Below are 21,307 nucleotides of genomic sequence, written 5' to 3'. Positions count from 1 at the left end.
TCCCCAACAGCCTCCTCTGTAATATTCCCTTACAAAAAAGCATTTCTCTACTACAACTTTTAGGCGTACGTATGTACGAGCCGTGATACCGTTGCGAGTTGCTGAACAATGAAGCGATCCTCATGGCTGCACAATTCAAAGAAATCACCGATTTATCCGAGCGTCTTAGCCAATACCCGGCACTCCCGCCTTCCGTCGTCCGCGAACTGCCACCGGAACCTGAACAGGCCACCGGCGTCCCGGTTCGCGTCAAGTTCGCCATCGCCGTCGCGTGCGCGTTCGGCTGGACCGGCGTCTCGCTGTGGCTCGCCACGAAATGGATGGCGGACCTGAGTGCGCTGATCGGCCAGCCGCTGACCTATGCGCTCATGTTTGCGATCCTGGTGGTGCCCGGCATGGCCAATGCATTCATCGTGGCCAGCCTGGCGATGGACCGGCGCCCGCCGCGCCGGCGCTACGCCACCCTGCCCGGCGTGACCATCCTGGTCGCGGCGTACAACGAGGAAGCCTCGATCCTGTCCACGCTCGCGAGCATCAACGAGCAGGACTATCCGGGACCGGTCGACGTCATCGTGATAAACGATGGCTCGCGCGACCGCACGATGGCGCTGCTGGAAAGCGTGTCGTATCCGTGGCTGCGCGTACTCGACCTGAAGAAGAATGGCGGCAAGGCGCGCGCGCTGAACGAAGGCCTGAAACTCGCCCGGCACCAGCTGACCATCACTATCGACGGCGACTCCTGCCTCTACAAGGATGCGCTGCGCAACCTGGTCAGCCGCTACGTGCAGTCCAGTTCCGACACCGCGGCCGTGGCCGGCTCGGTCATGGTGCGCAACTCGCGCCAGAATGCCGTGGCCAAGGTCCAGGACTGGGACTATTTCCATGGCATGGCGGCCGTCAAGCGAATCCAGAGCATGTACGAGGGCACGCTGGTGGCGCAGGGCGCGTTCTCGCTGTACCGCACCTCGGTGCTGCGCGAAGTGGGCGGCTGGCCCGAATCGGTAGGCGAGGACATCGTGGTCAGCTGGGCCATCCTGCAGCGCGGCTACAAGGTGGGCTACTGCGAGCATGCCGTCCTGTTCACCAATGCCCCGGATACGATGGGACAGTTCATCCGCCAGCGCGAGCGCTGGTCGCGCGGCCTGATCGAGGCGTTCAAGTCGCATTGGCGCCTGCTGTTCAAGAAGCGCCTGTCCACGGTGTTTATCTGGTACAACCTGTTCGTCCCGTACGTGGACCTGGTGTACACGCTGACCTTCGTGCCGGGGATCGCACTCGCGCTGGCGGGCTATTTCTGGCTGGCCGGTCCGATGACGCTGCTGCTGCTGCCGCTGGCCATGCTGTTCAACCTGCAGATATTCATGATCCAGTCGAGGATGTTCGATACGCAGGGCCTGAAGGTACGCAGGAACCTCGCCGGCTTCCTCGGCTATGCCCTGCTGTATGGCGCCGTGATGCAGCCCGCCTGCCTGGTGGGATATTTCAAGGAAATCTTCAGGACGAAGAAGACCTGGGGTACCAAGTAAGCGTCGTTTTTGGCGGAATCGGTCATATATGGGCCGATTCCGCCAAATTTCCATCCAGCGCTTGAACTCATCCGACCCGCTCAGCATCGCCCGCGCCGCCGCACGACAGTTGCACCCGGCCATCCCTGCGCTGCCCGCCACCGGGACGCGTTAGGATGGGCTTTCATTCAAGGAGCACGCATGAGATCGATGCTGACAACGCTGGTGGCGGCGCTGCTGGCCGCATGCGGCGGCAAGACGACCGAATCGAACGTGACGCCGCCGGGGGATGCGCAGGCGCCCCAGACCAAGGTGCTCGACGTGGGCGCCGACGTCCTGCAGAACAAGCCGCCGATCGAGGCGATCAACGCCTACCTGGACGGCTTCCACTTCTACAACGGCAACATGAAAGCGCAGATGGAGGCGCACCACTACTGCACCATCCTCAACGAGGATGTGATCCAGTGCGTGATCTACGACGCCAACACTGCGGGCGCCAAGCTGATGGGCGTGGAGTACATCATCAGCGGCAAGCTGTTCCAGACCCTGCCGGGGCGCGAGAAGTCGTTCTGGCACAGCCACGCGCACGAGGTGAAGTCCGGCCAGCTGATCGCTCCGGGGATCCCGGAAGTGGCCGAGCATGCGCTGATGAAGAAGCTGGCCGGGACCTATGGCAAGACCTGGCATACCTGGCACACGGACCGCAAGCACGGGCTGCCGTTCGGCGCGCCGCAGCTGATGATGGGCTTCACTGCCGACGGCCAGGCCAATCCGGCGATGGTAGCGGACCGCGACAAGCGCTTCAACGTGTCCTCAGCCGGCAAGCGCAAGGAGCGCGCGGACATCCCGGCGCCGCAAATCGATCCCGGCGCCGACGCCTGGCAAAAAGGGATGATCTACCAGATCGAGGATCCATCCACCAAGCCGCCTGAAGGCGGAGGCCCGGCCGTCATGGCGAGTGGCCCTCGCGGTCGCTGACAGTCATCCCGGCTTTCGCCGGGATGACGGCATCGTTACAGGGACTTGAGGAACTCGCGGATGCCGGCCATGAACATCTCGACGGCCATCGCGGTGAGGATCAGGCCCATCAGGCGTTCGAAGGCGGTCATCACGCGCGGGCCGAGGGCTTTCTGGAGCCGCTCGGCGCCGAGGAAGACGACCAGCCACACCACCGCCACGGCGGTCAGCGCGGCAACGTTGAGCATCACTTCCGTGTTCGAACGCGACGAGAACAGCAGCACGGTCGCCAGCGCGGACGGGCCGGCAATCGCGGGGATCGCGAGCGGAACGATGAACGGCTCGCCGTCGCCTTCGGTGTCGCCGAACAGGCCGCCCGGCTGCGGGAACACCATGCGCATCGCGATCAGGAACAGGATCACGCTGCCGCCAATGCGCAGCGAAATCTCCGACAGCTGCATGGCCGACAGCAGGTGGCGGCCGAAGAACATGAACAGCAGCAGGATGCCGTAGGCGATCGTGCATTCGCGAACCACCACCTTCCAGCGGCGCGCCTTGGGCACGTTCTGCATCGCGCTGACGAAAATCGGGACGTTGCCGAAGGGGTCGGTGACCAGGATGAGCAGGATGAAGGCTTGGATGAAGGTTTCGGTCATGCTGCTATCGTAATGGAATTGATGAGGCTCCGGCGCAAAAAAGGGGACCATCCCTATGGGACTGTCCCCTGTCTTTGCCGGCGTTCAGGCGTCGGCCGCTTAGGTCCGGGGACGGTTCGAGACAGTCCCCTTCCCTGCGATTACTTCTCGAACTTCTTGAGCCATGCGGCCAGCTGGTGCGGACGCAGGCCGTCGTAGTCTTCGAACGGCTGGTGGATCCACGGGTTGTGCGGCAGCTCTTCCAGGAAGTACTCCGGACGGATCTCGGAGCAGCCCTTGACCCACAGGACCGCCGACTTCACTTCGGTCACGCCGGTGAAGTTGTCCTTCAGGTGCTGGGTGACCTTGCGCAGCGTGACGCCCGAATCGGCCAGGTCGTCCACCAGCAGCACGTTGCCGGCCAGCGGGCCCTTGGTCATCGTCATGTACTTGGCGATGTCCAGGTCGCCCTGCTTGGTGCCCGCCTCTTCGCGGTACGAGCTGGTCGACAGGATCGCCAGCGGCACGTCGAAGATGCGCGAGAATACGTCGCCGGGACGCACGCCGCCGCGCGCGAGGCACAGCACCATGTCGAACTTCCAGCCGCTTTCATAGACCTTGAGCGCGAGGCGCTCGATCATGCGGTTGTACTCGTCCCAGGAAACCCAGAGGTCTTTGTCGGTCGATGGTGGGGTCGTCATTTTTCAGGATCCTCTTGGTCTTGTTTTATTCGAACGGATGGCGCAGGACGATCGTCTCTTCGCGGTCAGGTCCGGTGGAGACCATATCGACCGGCACGCCGACCAGTTCTTCGATGCGCTTGATGTAGGCACGTGCGTTGGCAGGCAGGTCGGCCAGCGACTTGGCGCCGACGGTGGACTCGGTCCAGCCAGGCATCTCTTCGTACACAGGCACGCAGGCTGCCGCTTCTTCGGCGCCGACCGGGAACACGTCCACGTCGCGGCCGTCGATCTTGTAGCCGGTGCACAGCTTGAGCGACTCGAGGCCGTCCAGCACGTCCAGCTTGGTCAGGCACATGCCCGACACGCCGTTGATCTGGACCGAGCGGCGCAGCAGCGCGGCGTCGAACCAGCCGCAGCGGCGCGCACGGCCGGTGACGGTGCCGAATTCATGGCCGATGCGCGACAGGTGCTCGCCCACGCCCGCGTCGGTTGGCAGCTCCGACGGGAACGGGCCGGAGCCGACGCGCGTCGTGTAGGCCTTGGTGATGCCCAGGATGTAGTGCAGCATGTTCGGGCCGACGCCGGAACCCGCTGCGGCCTGGCCGGCCACGCAGTTCGACGAAGTCACGAACGGATAGGTGCCGTGATCGATGTCGAGCAGCGAACCCTGCGCGCCTTCGAACAGCAGGTTGCCGCCGGCCTTGTGCGCTGCGTACAGCGCGGACGAGACGTCGGCCACCATCGGACGCAGGCGCGGCACCAGTGCCAGCGCGTCGTCGTAGGTCTTCTGGAAGTCGATCGCGTCGCTCTTCAGATAATTGGTCAGGACGAAGTTGTGGTAGTCCAGGTTCTCGCGCAGCTTCTCGCCAAAGCGCTGCTCGTTGAGCAGGTCGGCGATGCGGATGGCGCGGCGCGCCACCTTGTCTTCGTACGCAGGGCCGATGCCCTTGCCGGTGGTGCCGATCTTGGCGGCGCCGCGCGCTTCTTCGCGCGCCTTGTCGAGGGCGCTGTGGTACGGCAGGATCACCGGGCAGGCTTCCGAGATCTTCAGGCGCGACACGACTTCGACGCCGTTCGCCGCCAGCTTGTCGATCTCGCGCATCACGTCCGGCACCGAAACCACCACGCCGTTACCGATGTAGCAGGCCACGCCCGGGCGCATGATGCCCGACGGGATCAGCTGCAGCGCGGTCTTCTGGCCGCCGATCACCAGCGTATGGCCAGCGTTATGGCCGCCCTGGAAGCGCACCACGCCGGCGGCATGGTCGGTCAGCCAGTCGACGATTTTCCCTTTGCCTTCATCGCCCCATTGGGTACCGATGACAACGACGTTCTTTGCCACGTTTTTCTTTGACATCACACTCAGCCTAAGTTTTTAAGAATCCAGTTTCCATCTTCGAGCACCAGCACGCGGTCGTACTCGAACTCGTCCAGTTCGTCGTCGTGGCCAGGCAGGGACTGGATCACGACTTCGCCGGCCTTGCGCAGGCCAGCGATTTTCTCGCGCAGTTCGGGAGCGTTGCCCCACGGTGCGCGGATTGAATGCTTGCGTTCGGCGACCGGCAGCAGGCGTGCCAGTTCGCGCAGGTCCAGCGAGAAGCCGGTGGCGGGACGCGCGCGGCCGAAGGCTTCGCCCACGTGGTCGTAGCGCCCTCCCCGCGCCACCGCATTCGGCAGGCCGGGGACGTACAGCGCGAACATCGCGCCGCTTTCATATTGGTAGCCCCGCAGGTCGGCCAGGTCGATCGCGACGTTGGCGCGGCCGATGGCGCTGCCGGCCAGCGCGGCCAGTTCGGCCAGCGCCTTGCCGATGCCAGGCAGGTCCGGCAGCTGTTCGCGCGCGCGGCCCAGCACCTCGACGTCGCCGTACAGGTTCGGCAGCGCCAGCAGGGCGTCGCGGGTGGCGGCGTCGAACGGCGCGGCCAGTTCGGCCAAGCCGGTGCAATCCTTGGCGCGCAGCAGCGCGACGATCGCGGTTTCGCATTCGGCGGCGGCGCTGTCGCCCGCCAGGATCGCGCGCAGCACGCCCACGTGGGTCAGGTCGAGGCGCACTTCATCGAAGCCTGCCAGGGCCAGCGAAGCCAGCGCCAGTTCCTGGATCTCGGCGTCCGCTTCCAGGCCGGCGTGGCCGTAGACTTCGGCGCCGATCTGGAGCGGCTCGCGGGTGGCGTGCAGGCCCGACGGGCGGGTGTGCAGCACCGAGCCGGCGTAGCACAGGCGCGTGACGGAGGCGCGGTTCAGCAGGTGCGCGTCGATGCGGGCGACCTGGGTGGTCATGTCGGCGCGCAGGCCCAGCATGCGGCCGGTCAGCTGGTCGACCAGCTTGAAGGTGCGCAGGTCCATGTCCTTGCCGGCGCCGGTCATGAGCGACTCGACATACTCGAGCATGGGCGGCATCACCAGCTCGTAGCCGTACAGGCGGAAGTTGTCCAGCATGAGGCGACGCAGTTCTTCAATCTTGCGCGCTTCGGACGGCAAGACGTCAGCGATATTCTCGGGCAGCAGCCAGTTCTGCATGGACAGTGGGGTAAGTGCGGGGGTTGTTAAATAACGGGAACCTGCGGGCGCAGCAGTGCGATGCGAAATGTGCGCCGAATCGGTAATTTTACCTGAAATTGCCGCGGATTGGGGTGCGGATTGGCAGAGTTGCTACAAGCCGGCCGTCCCCGCGAACGCGGGGACGACGGCGGATTTATTTGCCGGGGTTCTTGAAGTACTTGAAGAAGTCGGAGTTGGCGTCCATGACCATCACGTCGTTCTTGTTGCGGAACGTCGCGCGGTACGCTTCCAGCGAGCGGTAGAACTTGTAGAACTCCGGGTTCTTGCCGAAGGCGCTGGCGTAGATCTGCGATGCCTTGGCGTCGCCTTCACCGCGGATGCGCTCGGCGTCGCGGAAGGCTTCGGCCAGGATCACGGTGCTCTGGCGGTCGGCGTCGGCGCGGATGCGCTCGGATTCGGCGCGGCCGGTCGAACGCAGCTCGTTGGCCACGCGCGCGCGCTCGGCCTTCATGCGCTCGTACACGGAATTGCTGATCTGCTCGGCGTACTCCACGCGCTTGAGGCGCACGTCCAGGATCTCGACGCCGATCTGCTTGCCGTCCTGGTTGGTGCGCAGGCGGATCGCTTCCATCACCTTGCCGCGTTCGCCGGAAATCACTTCGCGCACGGTGCGCTTGGTGATTTCGTCGTTCAGCGCGGCCTTGATGATCTGGGACATGCGGTTCGAGGCACTATCCTCGTCGCCGCCGAAGGAGACGAAGTACTGGCGCGGATCGACGATGCGCCATTTGACGAAGGCGTCGACCAGGATGTTCATCTTTTCGGCCGTGATGAAGCGGTCCGCTTCCGGCGATTCGATGGTCAGGATGCGCTTGTCCAGGTACAGCACGTTCTGGAACGGCGGCGGCAGCTTGAAGTGCAGGCCGGGCTCGTTGATGGTCTCCTGGTATTTACCGAACGAGAACACGATCGCGTAGCGGCGCTGGTCGACCACGAACATGGTCGACGAGATCAGCACCAGGGCGACGAAGCCGGCGATGGCAAGGGTGACAAGGCGGTTCATTAGCGGCTCTCCCGATCGCGCGAAGAGTCACGGCTGCGGTTACTCCGCTGCTGGACCGTTTCGATGGTTTGCATGATTTCCTGTTGTGCGGTGGTTGGCGGCACCGGTGCGGCGGTCGTACGCGCGGCCGCGTCGGTGGCGGCGGCCTGCGCCATGAGCTTGTCCAGCGGGAGGTACAGGAGGTTGCTGCCCGACTTGGCGTCGACCATGACCTTGCTGGTGCTGGTGAAGACCTGCTGCATCGTCTCGAGGTACATGCGGTCGCGCGTCACGACCGGCGCCTTGGCGTACTCGGCCACCACCTGGTTGAAGCGCGAGGCGTTACCGGTCGCGTTCTCGGTGACCATCGAGCGGTAGGCTTCGGCTTCCTGCATCAGGCGGATCGCCTTGCCGCGCGCCTCGGGGATCACGGTATTGGCGTATGCCTGGCCTTCGTTGGTCGCGCGCTGGCGGTCCTGGCCGGCCTTGAGCGCGTCGTCGAAGGCGCCCTGCACCTGCTCGGGCGGCTGCACCGCCTGCATCGAGACGTTGTTGATGTGCGCGCCGGAGGCGTACTTGTCGAGGATCTGCTGCATCAGCACGTGCACGTCGCGCGCCACGCGCTCGCGGCCTTCGTACAGGACGAAGTCCATCTTGCTGCGGCCAACGATCTCGCGCATCGCGGTCTCGGCGACCTGGCGGATGTTGTCCTCGGGGACGCGGTTGTTGTACAGCCAGCTCACCGGATCCTTGAGCGTGTACTGGACCGCGAACTGGATGTCGATGATGTTCTGGTCGTCGGTCAGCATCAGCGCCTCGCGCGGCTGCTTGCTGCGCACCGAGCCGCGGTAGCCCACCTCGACGTTGCGCACCTGCGAGACGTTGACGATCTCGTGGCCCTGGATCGGGTACGGCCAGCGCCAGTTGAAGCCGGAACCTGCCGTGTGCGACAGGCGGCCGAAGGTGGTCACGACCGCCTTCTGGCCTTCCTGCACGATGAACGAGCCGCTCGCGAGCCAGATCAGCAGCGCGATCACGACCACGATGCCGGCCATGGCGCCTGCGCCCTTCATGTCGCCGCCGGTGCCGCCGCTGGTCGGGCCGCCCGGGCCCTTCTGGCCGAACATGCGCGCCAGGCGGGCATTAAAGTCGCGCCACAGCTGGTCGAGGTCGGGCGGACCGTCGCCTTGCTGCGGGCGGCGGCCATCCTTGTCGCCATCCGGTTTCTGGCCCCAACGCGGATCGTTGAGGTTAAGTTTGACGCCGAGGCGTTTGATCATGTTTGCTAACATTTATTCTGATCCCGCACGGGATAAAGGTGTTGGCACAGGAAAGCCGTCTTCTTCCGGGAACGGAGTAAAACGCTGGTCCTGCTGTTCCGGGTTTTCTTTGGGCGCGCTCAGGGCGGCCTCGCTGATCGCGTCGCGCAGCAGGTCGAGTCCCGCGCCGGTACGGGCGCTGAGGAACACGCGGCCGATGCGCCCGTCCTGGTCGCGTTCGACGGCCGGCTCGTGGGCGGCGGCATCGATCTTGTTCCAGACCAGGATCTGCGGAATGTGGTCGGCGCCGATTTCGTGCAGCACGGCGTTGACCTGCTCGATCTGCTCGTTGCGCACCGGGGACGAGGCGTCCACCACGTGCAGCAGCAGGTCGGCGCGGATGGTCTCTTCCAGCGTGGCGCGGAATGCGGCCACCAGCTGGTGTGGCAGTTCGCGCACGAAGCCGACCGTGTCGGACATCACCACCGAGCCGGCTTCCTCGTTCAGGTAGACCCGGCGCGAGGTGGTGTCGAGCGTGGCGAACAGCTGGTTCGCGACATAAACGCCGGCCTTGGTGAGGGCGTTGAACAGGGTCGATTTGCCGGCGTTGGTGTAGCCCACCAGCGATACCGAGAAGGTGCCGGTGCGCCCGCGCGAACGGCGCTGCGTTTCGTGCTGCTTGCGCAGCTTGGCCAGGCGGGTGCGCAGCATCTTGACGCGCTCGCCGATCAGGCGGCGGTCGGTCTCGAGCTGGGTTTCGCCCGGACCGCGCAGGCCGATACCGCCCTTCTGGCGCTCCAGGTGGGTCCAGCCGCGGATCAGGCGCGTGGACAGGTGCTGCAACTGCGCCAGCTCGACCTGCAGCTTGCCTTCGTGGCTCTGGGCACGCTGGGCGAAGATGTCGAGGATCAGGCTGGTGCGGTCGAGCACCCGCACTTGCAGGCGCTTTTCCAGGTTGCGCTGCTGGGCGGGCGACAGGGCATGGTTGAAGATGACGATGTCGAGCTTGTCGTCGGCGCAGGCATGGCCGATCTCGTCCGCCTTGCCGCTGCCCACGAACAGGGCCGCGTCAGGAGCGGAACGTTTGCCGGTGATGGTGGTGATCGGTTCGGCGCCCGCGGAGCGGGCAAGCAGCGACAGTTCTTCGATGCTGGCTTCAAAGTCGCCAGCGCCGAAATCGATGCCTACCAAGGCTGCGCGCATAAGGTTCCCGGTCAGTGCGGTTTACTCCGCTTCCGAATCGAGATTCAGGTTCACGGCACGCGCCGGAACCACGGTGGAGATCGCGTGCTTGTACACCATCTGGGTGACGGTATTACGCAGCAGTACCACATACTGGTCGAAGGACTCGATGTGGCCTTGCAGTTTGATCCCGTTGACCAGGTAGATCGAAACAGGGACATGCTCTTTGCGCAAGGCATTGAGGAATGGGTCTTGTAACAATTGCCCTTTATTGCTCATAACAGCTCCGTAATATGTTGTTTTTAAGAATTGGAGGCGACTCGCTGCTTTTCAAGTGCCGGGATACAGCTTCATTCTAAAAAAGGTCGAATGGAATTCCCGTGACTACTGTACCTTGTTTTCCACTTCTGTGTTGCATGCACCTTAAGTTTTATCCGCCCTTATTGAACGGATTCTTGCCCGTGCGCAACTCGATGCGCAGCGGCGTACCGACGAGCTTGAACGTCTCACGGAAGTGTTTCTCCAGGTAACGCTTATAGGGCTCGCTGACCGCGTCCAGGGCGTTGCCGTGGATCACGATCACAGGCGGATTCTGGCCACCCTGGTGCGCGTAGCGCATCTTCGGACGGATCGAACCCTTGCGCTTTGGCTCCTGCTTTTCGATCGCTTCCTGCAGCGCACGCGTGAGCAGCGGCGTAGACAGGTTGGCGGTCGCGGCGGCATAGGCCGAGTCCACCGATTTCATCAGCGGACCAATCCCGGTGCCCTTGAGCGCCGAGATGAAGTGCATGTTCGCGAAGGACAGGAAGTCGAGCTTGCGGTCGATGTCGATCTTGATCGAATCGCGCTCGTCCGACTGCAGGCCGTCCCACTTGTTGACGGCCACCACCAGCGCGCGGCCCGACTCCAGGATGAAGCCGGCGATGTGCGCGTCCTGTTCCGAGATGTCCTGCTGGGCGTCGAGCATCAGCACGACCACGTTCGCCTCAGAGATCGACTGCAGCGTCTTGACGACCGAGAACTTCTCGATCGCTTCGAACACCTTGCCGCGGCGGCGGATGCCGGCGGTGTCGATCAGCGTGTACTGCTTGCCGTCGCGCTCGAACGGGATCTCGATCGAATCGCGGGTGGTGCCCGGCATGTCGAACGCGATCACGCGCTGCTCGCCGACCAGGGTGTTGATCAGGGTGGACTTGCCCACGTTCGGGCGCCCCACCAGCGCGATCTTGACGCCGCGGTCCTGCGATTCCAGTTCCTCATCGTCGGCCGGACGCAGCTCGAACGCGGCGTCCAGGGCCTCGTTGACCAGGTCATGCACGCCGTCGCCGTGGGCGGCGGAGATCACGTACGGGTCGCCCATTCCGAGCTCGTAGAAGTCCGCGGTGACCGCGGTGTACTTCATGCCTTCGGACTTGTTCACCACCAGCAGGACCTTGCGGCCCGACTTGCGCAGGAAGTCCGTGATGGTCTTGTCGTGCGGGGTCAGGCCCTGGCGGCCGTCCACAATGAACACGACCACGTCGGCCTCGGCGACGGCCTGCTTGGTCTGCTGGGCCATCTCCTTCATGATGCCCTCTTTCGCCACCGGCTCGAAGCCGCCGGTGTCGATCACGAGGAAGGGACGTTCGCCGATACGGCCTTCGCCATAGTGACGGTCGCGCGTCAGGCCTGGCAGGTCTGCCACCAGCGCGTCGCGCGAACGGGTCAGGCGATTGAACAACGTCGATTTTCCGACGTTGGGTCGGCCTACTAATGCTATTACCGGCTTCATATCTTAATTACTCGACCGCGATCGCGGCCACGGTTCCTGCTTGGGTTTGAAAAATCAGCTTGTCGCCGGCAACCACGGGCGTACCCGTGATGGCGCTGCCGTCGGTCGCTGCACGCGCCAGGAAGTTGCCATCCTCGCGCGACATGAAATGCACATAGCCCTGGTAGTCGCCCACCGCCACCGCGCGTCCATAGGACACCGGGGTGGACGGATGGCGGAAGGCCAGCTTGTCGTTCTTCCAGGCGCTGGCGCCGTTCTCGCGGTTGAACGTGTGCACCGCGCCCTTGTCGTCGACCGCGAACACGAAGCGCTCGTCCACCGCCACGCCGACGTCCGAGGAGAATTCCTTGGTCCAGCGGATGGTTGCGGCATCGACTTCGAAACAGCCTATACGGCCCTGGTAGGCCACGGCGCACACGTCGCCGCCGGCCAGCACAGGCGCGCCGCCCATGTCGATCATGCGTTCCAGTTCGGTGGCGCCGCGCGACTCGCCGACCGAGATCTCCCAGCGCGGCGCGCCGGTGGCCAGCACCATGCGCAGCATCTTGCCGCCGGGCTGGGCCACAACCACGTCGTCGCCCACGACCAGCATGCCGGGCGCCAGGCGCAGCGACAGCGGCGGCGACGGACGTTGCACGGTCCACTTCTGCTGGCCGGTCAGCGCGTCCAGGCCGACGATGCGGTTGTCGACGCTGCGCACCACCACGACGCCCTTGCCCACGGCCGGGGTGGACAGCACTTCGGACGATGCCTGCGCCTTCCACAGTTCCTTGCCGTTCATGTCGAAGGCCAGCACCGCGCCCTTGGCGCCGCCGACGACGAGCACGTTGCCGTCTGTGCCGACACCGGCGGTGAGCGGCACGCCGGCGTCGACGCGCCACAACTCGTTGCCGGTGGCCGTGTCGACGCGCACGATTGTGCCCTGCCCGCCCGCCAGTACCAGGGTATTGCCGACCACGGCCGGCGCGAACTGGCCCTCGCTGGCGCGGCCGACGTTGACCTTCCATGCGGTGCGCACGGCCATGCTGCCCTGCAGCTCGACCAGCTTGGCCGGCTGGTCCTTCGGTTCTTTCGCGAACGGATTGAGCGACGAGAGCGTCGAGCAGCCGGCCAGCATGGCCAGTACGGAGGCGCTAACGAGTTGTTTGCTGATACGCATATTGTTCTTGACTTTCGTTCTGTCTGGAAGACACAAGGCCCGCCGGCGGCCCTGGAGGCGCGCAGGCGGGCCGCTAGTAGCCTGCTTTACGCTGCGGCCTTCGGTGCGGCTGCCTTGGCCGGCGCGCCGCCGATCGCATCGAGCTTGAGCTGGACCAGCTGGCGGCCCGGATTGGTCTGGCCCATCGCGTCGAGCGCGGCCTGGTAGGCTGCGCGCGCTTCCGCGATCTTGTTCTGCGCGACCAGCACGTCACCCTTGCGGTCCGAAACCTCGCCCTTAAACTGAGGGAGGATGTCGCCGTCCAGCAGCTTGAGCGCGGCGTCGAACTGCTTCTCGTCGAGCAGCACGCCCGACATGCGCAGCGTCGCGACCGACTTGTATTCGTCGTTGCCGTGATCGATCACCCACTGCAGGTGCGCCTTGGCGGCCTTCAGGTCGTTGGCGTCGAACGCGGACTTGGCGGCGGCCAGCGCGGCCATCGGCGCGTACACGGTGCCGTCGTACTTCGACTGGATATCGCTGGTGGTGCGCGCCACCTTGGCCTTGTCGCCCGACTCGATCGCCGCGCGCTGCTGCTCGTACAGGTTGGACGCCTCGGCGGCCTGCTTGCGCTGGTGGTAGTTCCAGAAGTTGTAGGCGGCGTAGGCGCCCAGCGCGATGATCAGCACCCAGGTAATCAGGTTGCCGTACTTCTTCCAGAAGTCCTTCAGTGTCGCTAACTGTTCCTGCTCTTCGAGATCGTATGCCATTGTCTTCGTGTTGTAGTTAAAGTTATAAAGCCGGGGCGAAAATGGGGACAGACCCCATTATTTTCCGCCCCTGTGATTCTCAATAATGGGGTCTGTCCCCATTATGGGTGGTAGTGCACGTGGTCGTGGTCGTGATCGTGCGCGCCGACGATCTCGTCCACGAGGTAGTCCACCACCTGGTCGAACGGTACGCTGGCCTGCTGCACGGTCTCGCCTTCCTTGCCGCGCAGGTCCTTGACGGCCGCCGTCTTGTTGGCGATTTCGTCTTCGCCCAGGATCACGGCATAGGCCGCGCCGGAAGCATCGGCCTTCTTCATCTGGCTCTTGAAGCTGCCCGCGCCGCTCGCTGCCGCGCAATGTAACACAACGTCAAGGCCGGCATCGCGAATCCGCTCGGCCAGCACGAAGGCCTGCATCTGCGCTTCTTCGCCCTGGTGCACCATGTAGACGTCGCACTGGTTCGGTTCCTGCGGTTCGCCGGACAGCTTCATCAGCTCGATCAGGCGCTCGATGCCCATCGCGAAACCGACCGCCGGGGTCGGCTTGCCGCCGATGTGCTCGACCAGCGGGTCGTAGCGGCCGCCCGCGCACACCGTGCCCTGGGCGCCCAGTTCGTCCGTCACCCATTCGAACACGGTGCGGTTGTAGTAGTCCAGGCCGCGCACCAGGCGCGGGTTGATCGTGTACTGCACGTTGTTGTGGTCGAGGATCTTGCGCACGCCGTTGAAGTGGGCGAGCGACTCTTCCTTCAGGTAGTCGAGCAGCTTCGGCGCGTTGTTCACCAGGTCCTGCATGGCAGGGTTCTTGGTGTCCAGGATGCGCAGCGGGTTGGCGTGCAGGCGGCGTCTGGCTTCGGCGTCCAGCAGCGACTCGTTGGCCTCGAAGTAGGCGATCAGGTCGGCGCGGTGCGCGTTGCGCTCTTCCGCATTGCCGATCGAGTTGATCTCCAGGCGGATCTTGTCCAGGCCCAGGTCGTCCCACAGGCGGCGGCACAGCATGATCATTTCCGCGTCCACGTCCGGACCGGTGAAGCCGATCGCCTCGGCGCCGATCTGGAAGAACTGGCGGTAGCGGCCTCGCTGCGGGCGCTCGTGGCGGAACATCGGGCCCTTGTACCACAGGCGCTTCGGACCTTCGTACACGAGGTTGTGCTCGATCACCGCGCGCACCACGCCCGCCGTGCCCTCGGGGCGAAGGGTCAGCTGGTCGCCGTTCATCGAGTCGGTGAACGAGTACATTTCCTTTTCCACGATGTCGGTCACGGCGCCGATCGCGCGCGCGAACAGCGAGGTGTCCTCGACGATCGGGGTGACGATCTTCTGGAAGCCGTAGCTTTTCAGGACCGACTGCACGGTGTTCTCGAACAGCTCCCACAGCGGCGCATCGGCCGGCAGGATGTCGTTCATGCCTTTGACGGCACTCAGTTTTTCTGGCTTCTTGTTTTCGGACATATCGTTTATACGGTTTCGGTTTGGGCCGGCACGGCAGCGCCATAGGTGCGCTTGACGTAGTCGTCGACGATGGCCTGGAACTCTTCCACGATGCGCTCGCCGCGCAGCGTGACGACCTTCTGGCCGTCGACGAACACCGGCGCGGCAGGCGATTCGCCCGTGCCCGGCAGGCTGATGCCAATGTTGGCGTGCTTCGATTCGCCGGGGCCGTTGACGATGCAGCCCATCACGGCCACGTTCATCGCCTCCACGCCCGGGTATTGCTTCTTCCATTCCGGCATGCGCTCGCGCAGGTAGGTCTGGATGTTATCGGCCAGTTCCTGGAACACGGTCGAGGTGGTGCGGCCGCAGCCCGGACAGGCGATCACCATCGGCGCGAACTTGCGCAGGCCCATGGTCTGCAGGATCTCCTGGCCGACGATCACTTCTTTCGTGCGGTCGCCGCCCGGTTCGGGGGTCAGCGAAATGCGAATGGTGTCGCCGATGCCTTCCTGCAGCAGCACCGACAGCGCGGCGGTCGAGGCCACGATACCCTTGCTGCCCATGCCCGCTTCGGTCAGGCCCAGGTGCAGCGGGTAGTCGCAGCGGCGCGCCAGCTCGCGGTACACGGCGATCAGGTCCTGCACGCCGGAGACCTTGCAGGACAGGATGATCTTGTCGCGCGCCAGGCCGATTTCCTCGGCGCGCACGGCATTCTCGATCGCGGAGGTGATCAGCGCCTCGTACATCACGGCCTGGGCCGGCCACGGCTCGGCGCGCGCGGCATTCCGGTCCATGATGCGGGCCAGCAGCGACTGGTCCAGGCTGCCCCAGTTGACGCCGATGCGCACCGGCTTGTCGTGCTCGATCGCGGCTTCGATCATCTGGGCGAACTGGGTGTCGCGCTTGGCGCCCTGCCCCACGTTGCCCGGATTGATGCGGTACTTCGACAGCGTCCGCGCGCATTCCGGGAAGTCGCGCAGCAGCGTGTGGCCGTTGTAGTGGAAGTCGCCCACCAGCGGCACGTCGATCTCCATGCGGTCGAGCTGCTCGCGGATCAGCGGCACCGCGGCCGCCGCTTCCGGATTGTTGACCGTGATGCGAACCATCTCGGAGCCGGCGCGCGCCAGTTCCTTGACCTGGATCGCGGTGCCGATCACGTCGGCCGTGTCGGTGTTGGTCATCGACTGCACCACCACGGGTGCGTCGCCGCCGATCCATACCTTGCGTTCGCCATGCTGCACCAGCACGCGGCGCGCGCCGCGGCGCGGCAGCGGGCCGGATGGGATTGGAAGTTCGATACAGGACATGTTTCTTATTTCAGGGTCTGGCGCGATACGGTGCGGCCCTGCACTTGCGGCAGCGGCAGCGCGGCGCCGCGCAGCGTGGCATCCACGCCTGCCGGGTTGCCGACGACCAGCGTGACCGGTTCGCTGATGTTGAAGGTTTCGGTGCTGCCGGCCTTGACCAGGCGCGAAATCAGCGGCTTGCCCGATCCGCGCACTTCGATCCAGGAATCCTGCTTCACGTTCAGCACCAGCGCGCCGCCGCCGGCAGCGGCCGGGGCCGGCGTGCTCAGCGTGGCCATGGTGCCGCGCGTCGTGACCGGCGGATTGGCTGCCGGCGGGGCGGCAGGCTGCGTGGCTGCAGGCGTCGTGCCGGCGCCGGGGTTAGCGGCCGGATTCGCCGGCGTCGCCGCAGGCGCAGTGCCGGCAGGGGCCGATGGATTGGCGGCCGGCGGCGGCACCGAGATCAGCGGCACGGATGGCTGCTGCAGGGCCGGATCGGCCGGCGTGGCGCCGTTCAGCGGCGCGCCGACGTTAGGCGGGATGGCCGGCGCTGCGACCGATTCGGTCACCGTGCCAGCGGCGCCGTTGAGCGACGGCGCGGCCACGCTGCCTGCCGGCTGGGCCGGCGCAGGATTGGTGTCGAACACGTCCAGGTACCAGGCGGCTGCGGCGGCTGCCGCGATGAGTGCCACCACGACTGCGGCCATCAGCGGGAAGCGCGAACGCTTGCCGTGGCTCGGATAGCGCACTTTCGGCAGCGGGGCGGCCACGCGTTCGCGGCGCATGCCGGCCGAGGCGTCCGCCGCCGCGGCGGCTGCGTCGACAGGGATCGCGGCCACCAGCGGCGCCGCATCCACCTTCACCACCTTGGCGTAGCCGCGCACGAAACCGCGCACCACGGCCGCCGGCGGCAGCGAATCATAGTCGCCCGCTTCCAGCGCCACCACCTGGCGCGGCGCCAGCTTGAGCTGGTCGGCGATCTGCTCGACCGACCAGCCCATCGCCTCGCGGCGGGCTTTCAGCACCTGGCCGGGAGCTTCGTTGGGAGGGACCGGCGTCACTTGTTCGTCTGTACTCATTGTCATCCAATCCTATTCGTCGAACGCGCCGCGCTGGTAGGCGGCGTATTCGGGTGATCCGGGGTACTGCTTGCGCAATTGCGTCGCCAGGCTGGCTTCCATCGCCTTGTCGCCGAAGTGGCGCTCGACCCGCAGCGCCAGCCACAGGGTGTCGGCCGACAGGCTGTCCAGGCGCTGGGTGGAAGTCACGCGGTTCAGGAAGAACCGTGACCGCGCCATGTCGCGCTTGTGGAAGTACACCTTGGCCAGCGCTTCGCTGACGGCCGGCAGGTCCGGCGCGATGCGCAGCGCATCGAGCAGGTAGCGTTCGGCGGCATCGTAGTTCTTCAAGCCGATGCTGCAGTTGCCGGCATTGACCATGGCGCTCACCGGCGAGCGGTAGGCGCGGTTGGCCAGCGCGGCGTCGAAGTAGCGCAGTGCCTGCGCCTGCTTGCCGACCTGGCACAGGAAGGAGCCGTAGTTGTTGGCCAGGTCCGGGTTGGACGGCGCCAGCTCCAGCGCGCGCTGGTAGTTGCTTTCGGCGAGCGGCAGCTGGCCCATCGCCGTGTAGATCAGGGCGCGCATCCCGTACGCTTCGGCGTAGCCGGGATAGGCGTTGATGGCCTGCTTGACCTCGTCCAGGGCGACTTCGTACTTGCCGTCCTGGTAGTAGCCGCTGGCCAGCTGCAGCCGGATGCCGGCCAGCTTTTCATTGGTGGTGGTGTCGGACGCGGTGCGCAGCTCCTGCGGGGCGCCCGCGGGGCCGCTGGCGCATGCGGCCAGCATTGCCGCCAGCGCCAGCGCCACAGCAGTCCTGGCCAACGGTCCCGCCGCCATCAGGAACGGATCTCCACGATGCGGCCGAAGTTCGGGCCGAACTTTTCCTTGTATTCCGCCATCTTCTCCATCCTTTCCTGCACACGGGTGCGGTCCTGCACTTCGCCGGCCAGCTGGCCGCAGGCGGCGTCGATGTCGTCGCCGCGGGTCTTGCGAATGGTGGTCACGATGCCGGCGTCCATCAGCACCTGCGCGAACGCCTTGATGCGCGGGTTCTTCGAGCGCAGCAGGCCGGACTCGGGGAACGGGTTGAACGGAATCAGGTTGAACTTGCAGTTCACGCCGACCACCGGGTCGTTCACCAGCGCCACCAGCTCGCGCGCATGCTCGTCGCTGTCGTTAACGCCGTCCAGCATGCAGTATTCGAAGGTGATGAAGTCGCGCGGCGCGAACTCGAGGTAGCGCTTGCACGCGGCCATCAGCTCGCGCAGCGGGTATTTTTTATTCAGCGGCACCAGGCCGTCGCGCAGCGGATCGTTGGATGCGTGCAGCGAAACGGCCAGCGCTACCGGCACTTCGCGCGCCAGCTTGTCCATCATCGGCACCACGCCGGAGGTCGAGAGCGTGACGCGGCGGCGCGACAGGCCGTAGGCGTTATCGTCGAGCATCATCTTGAGCGCGGTGGCGGTCGGCTCGAAATTGAGCAGCGGCTCGCCCATGCCCATCATGACCACGTTGGTGATCTGGCGCTCGCCCTTCGGGCCAGGCTCGATGCCCTTGGTGCGGCGCAGCTCGAACTCGGCCATCCACAGCTGGCCGATGATCTCGCCCACCGTCAGGTTGCGTGAGAAGCCCTGCTTGCCGGTCGAGCAGAAGCGGCAGTTGACCGCGCAGCCGGCCTGGGTCGAGATGCACAGCGTGCCGCGGTTTTCTTCGGGGATGAATACGGTTTCAACGGCATTGCCGTTGCCGACGTCGACCAGCCACTTGCGCGTGCCGTCAGCGGACGTGTGGTCGCTGATGATGCCGGGCGCGCGGATTTCGGCGCGGGTGGCGAGCTTTTCGCGCAGCGACTTGGCCAGGTCGGTCATCTGGTCAAAATTGCCGGCCCCGAACTGGTGGATCCAGCGCTGCAATTGCTTGGCGCGGAAAGGCTTCTCGCCCAGCGAGCCGCAGTAGGCGACAAGTTGGTCGGGATCGAAGTCCAGCAGGTTGGTCAGGGCGGCAGTCATTTCGGTATTTCCTCAAAACGTCCGCCCGGCCTGTGGCAGGGCGGGCGGTTTGTCAAACGATTAGCGGCTGTAGACGTTCAGCGCTGGGAAGAAGTACGCGATTTCCACAGCAGCGGTTTCAGCAGCGTCCGAACCGTGCACGGCGTTCGCGTCGATCGAGTCAGCGAAATCGGCGCGGATGGTGCCGGCTTCCGCCTTCTTTGGATCGGTTGCGCCCATCAGGTCGCGGTTCTTGGCGATCGCGCCTTCGCCTTCCAGCACTTGCACCATCACCGGGCCGGAGATCATGAAATCGACCAGGTCCTTGAAGAATGGGCGTGCAGCGTGGACGGCGTAGAAGCCTTCCGCTTCAGCACGGGACAGCTGGACCATGCGCGCAGCGACGACCTTCAGGCCAGCGCCTTCGAAACGGCTATAGATTTGGCCGATGACGTTTTTTGCGACTGCGTCTGGTTTGATGATCGACAGGGTGCGTTCGATTGCCATGTAAAACTCCAATAAAAAGAAAGGTTTAAAACGTTAATCTGGGAACTGAATCAACCTTCGATTTTACCATACATAGACAGGGGCGACGGATATTGCTGGGAAGTGTTCCCGGTGATAGAGTGTCGCGGTCAATAGCGGCTGCCGGCCCTCCCGGCCGAACTCGTGCAGCCATGCTATTCTTAAGCTGTGAACCATCCAAACGGAGGCAATATGTTCCCTACCACTAACCGCCCGTACGACGTATCCCCCACCGGGGAAGTCGTCCGCAACCGCGTCCTGCGCAATACGTACTGGCTGCTCGCGCTGTCGATGATCCCGACCGTGCTGGGCGCGTTCGTCGGCGTCACGACCGGCTTCTCGCTGGGTGGCGGCTTCCTGGGCTTCGCCATCTTCCTGGCAGTGATGTTCGGCTTCATCTACGTCATCCAGAAGAACAAGGATTCCGGCCTGGGCGTCGTTGCCCTGCTCGGCTTCACGTTCTTCATGGGCCTGATGCTGACGCCGCTGCTTAGCCGCACGCTCGGTTACTCGAACGGTGGCAGCCTGATCATGACGGCGTTCGGCGGCACCGGCCTGGTGTTTGTCGCACTGGCAAGCTATGCCACGGTGACCAAGCGCGACTTCTCGATGATGGGCAAGTGGCTGTTCGCCGGCACGATCGTGGTGCTCCTGGCGCTGGTCGCCAACATCTTCCTCCAGATGCCTGTCCTTCACATCGTGCTGTCGATTGTGATCATTGCGCTGTTCTCGGCGTGGATCCTGTACGACGTGCAACAGATCGTGAATGGCGGCGAGACCAACTACATCAGCGCCACGCTGTCGCTGTACATCAACGTGTACAACATCTTCACCAGCATGCTGTCGCTGCTGGGCCTGGGCGGCGACCGCGATTAAGCGGCGGCCAGCCAACGAAAAAGCCGACCCTCGGGTCGGCTTTTTTATTTCCGGAACAGGCCCCAGGCTAGCGCCGGCGGGCCGCGAAACGGGTGAGCAGCAGGCCGGCAAGCAGCATGGCCCAGGTTTGCGGCTCGGGGATGGGCGCCGGGTAGGTGAAGGCGACGTCGTCCAGCGCGGCGTAGTTGGGGCGCGCGGTCAGCATCACCGAGTGGCCGATGCCGGCGAAACCGATGCTGCCCGGCTGGAAGGCCATGGCATTGCCGTTGAAGACACCGCTGCCGAGCAGCGTGCCGGTGCCGTTCAGGCCCGAATAGACGCTGATGGTGGCCGGCGACAGCGTGCCGTAGGTGAAGTTGAACGCGCTGAAACCGCCGCTCACGTTGATGAAGCTGCTGGGACTGTTCGAGTAGGCGTAGTTCGGGGTCGAGGTGGCACCCACTCCGGGCGCGGTGATAAAGCCGATGAACGACACGCCCCTGTCGATCGTGCCCCAGTTGCCGCGGCCGTCGGTGCCGCCCGAATAGTAGTTGTTGACGAAAACGTTGTTGGCCATGGTGTCGAAGTTGATCACGACGACTTCGGCCATGGCGGGCGCGGCGGACAGTGCCGCCAGCGAGGCCAGTCCGGCTTTGAGCTTCATGGAGTTCTCCTGAATGGCGTGACGATCAGGACTCCAGTGTGCTCCAGTTATCGAACT

At 64.8% G+C, this 21,307-nt stretch carries 21 protein-coding genes; 3 read left to right on the top strand and 18 right to left on the bottom strand.

Annotated elements, in window-relative coordinates; translation table 11 throughout:
- Positions 1–122: 122 nt before the first annotated feature.
- Positions 123–1,526 carry a glycosyltransferase gene (locus tag ACFSQR_RS16675; protein ID WP_377731117.1) on the top strand — a complete coding sequence of 468 codons (1,404 nt, stop codon included), beginning with the start codon at positions 123–125 and terminating at the stop codon, positions 1,524–1,526.
- Positions 1,527–1,706: 180 nt separating this feature from the next.
- Positions 1,707–2,483, top strand: coding sequence for an OBAP family protein (locus ACFSQR_RS16670; protein WP_377731116.1), 777 nt, complete (start codon positions 1,707–1,709; stop codon positions 2,481–2,483).
- 35 nt (positions 2,484–2,518) lie between these two features.
- Here ACFSQR_RS16670 and ACFSQR_RS16665 read toward each other — a convergent pair whose 3' ends face one another.
- The 17 genes from ACFSQR_RS16665 to ndk form a co-directional block, all read right to left on the bottom strand.
- Positions 2,519–3,118, bottom strand: coding sequence for a MarC family protein (locus tag ACFSQR_RS16665; RefSeq protein ID WP_377731114.1), 600 nt, complete (start codon positions 3,116–3,118; stop codon positions 2,519–2,521).
- Positions 3,119–3,258: 140 nt separating this feature from the next.
- Positions 3,259–3,798 carry a phosphoribosyltransferase gene (locus ACFSQR_RS16660; RefSeq protein ID WP_377731113.1) on the bottom strand — a complete coding sequence of 180 codons (540 nt, stop codon included), beginning with the start codon at positions 3,796–3,798 and terminating at the stop codon, positions 3,259–3,261.
- 25 nt (positions 3,799–3,823) lie between these two features.
- Entirely contained in the window at positions 3,824–5,137 is a 1,314-nt protein-coding gene (locus tag ACFSQR_RS16655) for an adenylosuccinate synthase (RefSeq protein ID WP_377731112.1), read from the bottom strand.
- A 5-nt stretch (positions 5,138–5,142) separates the two neighbouring features.
- Positions 5,143–6,297, bottom strand: a complete 1,155-nt coding sequence (locus ACFSQR_RS16650; protein ID WP_377731111.1) for an ATP phosphoribosyltransferase regulatory subunit — start codon at positions 6,295–6,297, stop codon at positions 5,143–5,145.
- A 175-nt stretch (positions 6,298–6,472) separates the two neighbouring features.
- A complete protein-coding gene (gene hflC / locus ACFSQR_RS16645) occupies positions 6,473–7,342 on the bottom strand; it encodes a protease modulator HflC (protein WP_377731110.1) in 870 nt (289 codons plus the stop codon).
- Positions 7,342–8,613: an FtsH protease activity modulator HflK gene (gene hflK / locus ACFSQR_RS16640; protein ID WP_377731109.1), complete on the bottom strand. Its 1,272-nt coding sequence runs from the start codon at positions 8,611–8,613 to the stop codon at positions 7,342–7,344. Before hflK ends, hflC begins: the two co-directional genes overlap by 1 nt.
- A complete protein-coding gene (gene hflX, locus ACFSQR_RS16635) occupies positions 8,614–9,783 on the bottom strand; it encodes a GTPase HflX (RefSeq protein WP_377731108.1) in 1,170 nt (389 codons plus the stop codon).
- A 21-nt stretch (positions 9,784–9,804) separates the two neighbouring features.
- On the bottom strand, positions 9,805–10,041 hold the full coding sequence (hfq, locus tag ACFSQR_RS16630) for an RNA chaperone Hfq (RefSeq protein WP_026354376.1): 237 nt from the start codon (positions 10,039–10,041) through the stop codon (positions 9,805–9,807).
- A gap of 151 nt (positions 10,042–10,192) precedes the next feature.
- Positions 10,193–11,533, bottom strand: a complete 1,341-nt coding sequence (gene der / locus ACFSQR_RS16625) for a ribosome biogenesis GTPase Der (protein WP_377731106.1) — start codon at positions 11,531–11,533, stop codon at positions 10,193–10,195.
- Between the two features lie 7 nt (positions 11,534–11,540).
- Positions 11,541–12,692, bottom strand: a complete 1,152-nt coding sequence (gene bamB / locus ACFSQR_RS16620) for an outer membrane protein assembly factor BamB (protein WP_377731105.1) — start codon at positions 12,690–12,692, stop codon at positions 11,541–11,543.
- Positions 12,693–12,778: 86 nt separating this feature from the next.
- Positions 12,779–13,441: a YfgM family protein gene (locus tag ACFSQR_RS16615; protein WP_377731104.1), complete on the bottom strand. Its 663-nt coding sequence runs from the start codon at positions 13,439–13,441 to the stop codon at positions 12,779–12,781.
- Positions 13,442–13,542: 101 nt separating this feature from the next.
- Positions 13,543–14,892, bottom strand: a complete 1,350-nt coding sequence (gene hisS / locus ACFSQR_RS16610; RefSeq protein WP_377731103.1) for a histidine--tRNA ligase — start codon at positions 14,890–14,892, stop codon at positions 13,543–13,545.
- Positions 14,893–14,897: 5 nt separating this feature from the next.
- Entirely contained in the window at positions 14,898–16,181 is a 1,284-nt protein-coding gene (ispG, locus tag ACFSQR_RS16605; protein WP_377731102.1) for a flavodoxin-dependent (E)-4-hydroxy-3-methylbut-2-enyl-diphosphate synthase, read from the bottom strand.
- Positions 16,182–16,186: 5 nt separating this feature from the next.
- Positions 16,187–17,239, bottom strand: a complete 1,053-nt coding sequence (locus ACFSQR_RS16600; RefSeq protein ID WP_377731101.1) for a helix-turn-helix domain-containing protein — start codon at positions 17,237–17,239, stop codon at positions 16,187–16,189.
- 12 nt (positions 17,240–17,251) lie between these two features.
- Entirely contained in the window at positions 17,252–18,040 is a 789-nt protein-coding gene (gene pilW, locus ACFSQR_RS16595) for a type IV pilus biogenesis/stability protein PilW (RefSeq protein ID WP_377731100.1), read from the bottom strand.
- A 14-nt stretch (positions 18,041–18,054) separates the two neighbouring features.
- Positions 18,055–19,227, bottom strand: coding sequence for a 23S rRNA (adenine(2503)-C(2))-methyltransferase RlmN (gene rlmN, locus ACFSQR_RS16590; RefSeq protein ID WP_377731099.1), 1,173 nt, complete (start codon positions 19,225–19,227; stop codon positions 18,055–18,057).
- 60 nt (positions 19,228–19,287) lie between these two features.
- Positions 19,288–19,713: a nucleoside-diphosphate kinase gene (gene ndk, locus ACFSQR_RS16585; RefSeq protein WP_377731098.1), complete on the bottom strand. Its 426-nt coding sequence runs from the start codon at positions 19,711–19,713 to the stop codon at positions 19,288–19,290.
- A gap of 210 nt (positions 19,714–19,923) precedes the next feature.
- On the opposite strand from ndk, the gene ACFSQR_RS16580 reads away from it, so the two are divergent.
- Positions 19,924–20,607: a Bax inhibitor-1/YccA family protein gene (locus ACFSQR_RS16580; protein ID WP_377731097.1), complete on the top strand. Its 684-nt coding sequence runs from the start codon at positions 19,924–19,926 to the stop codon at positions 20,605–20,607.
- Positions 20,608–20,674: 67 nt separating this feature from the next.
- On the opposite strand, the gene ACFSQR_RS16575 is transcribed toward ACFSQR_RS16580, so the two are convergent.
- Complete coding sequence (locus ACFSQR_RS16575; protein WP_377731096.1) at positions 20,675–21,250, bottom strand: PEP-CTERM sorting domain-containing protein; 576 nt, start codon at positions 21,248–21,250, stop codon at positions 20,675–20,677.
- Between the last annotated feature and the right edge of the window lie 57 nt (positions 21,251–21,307).

Origin of the sequence: Pseudoduganella sp. GCM10020061 (genome assembly GCF_042683405.1) — a bacterium.
GTDB lineage: Bacteria > Pseudomonadota > Gammaproteobacteria > Burkholderiales > Burkholderiaceae_D > Telluria.
This window is presented reverse-complemented; position numbering and strand designations above follow the sequence as displayed.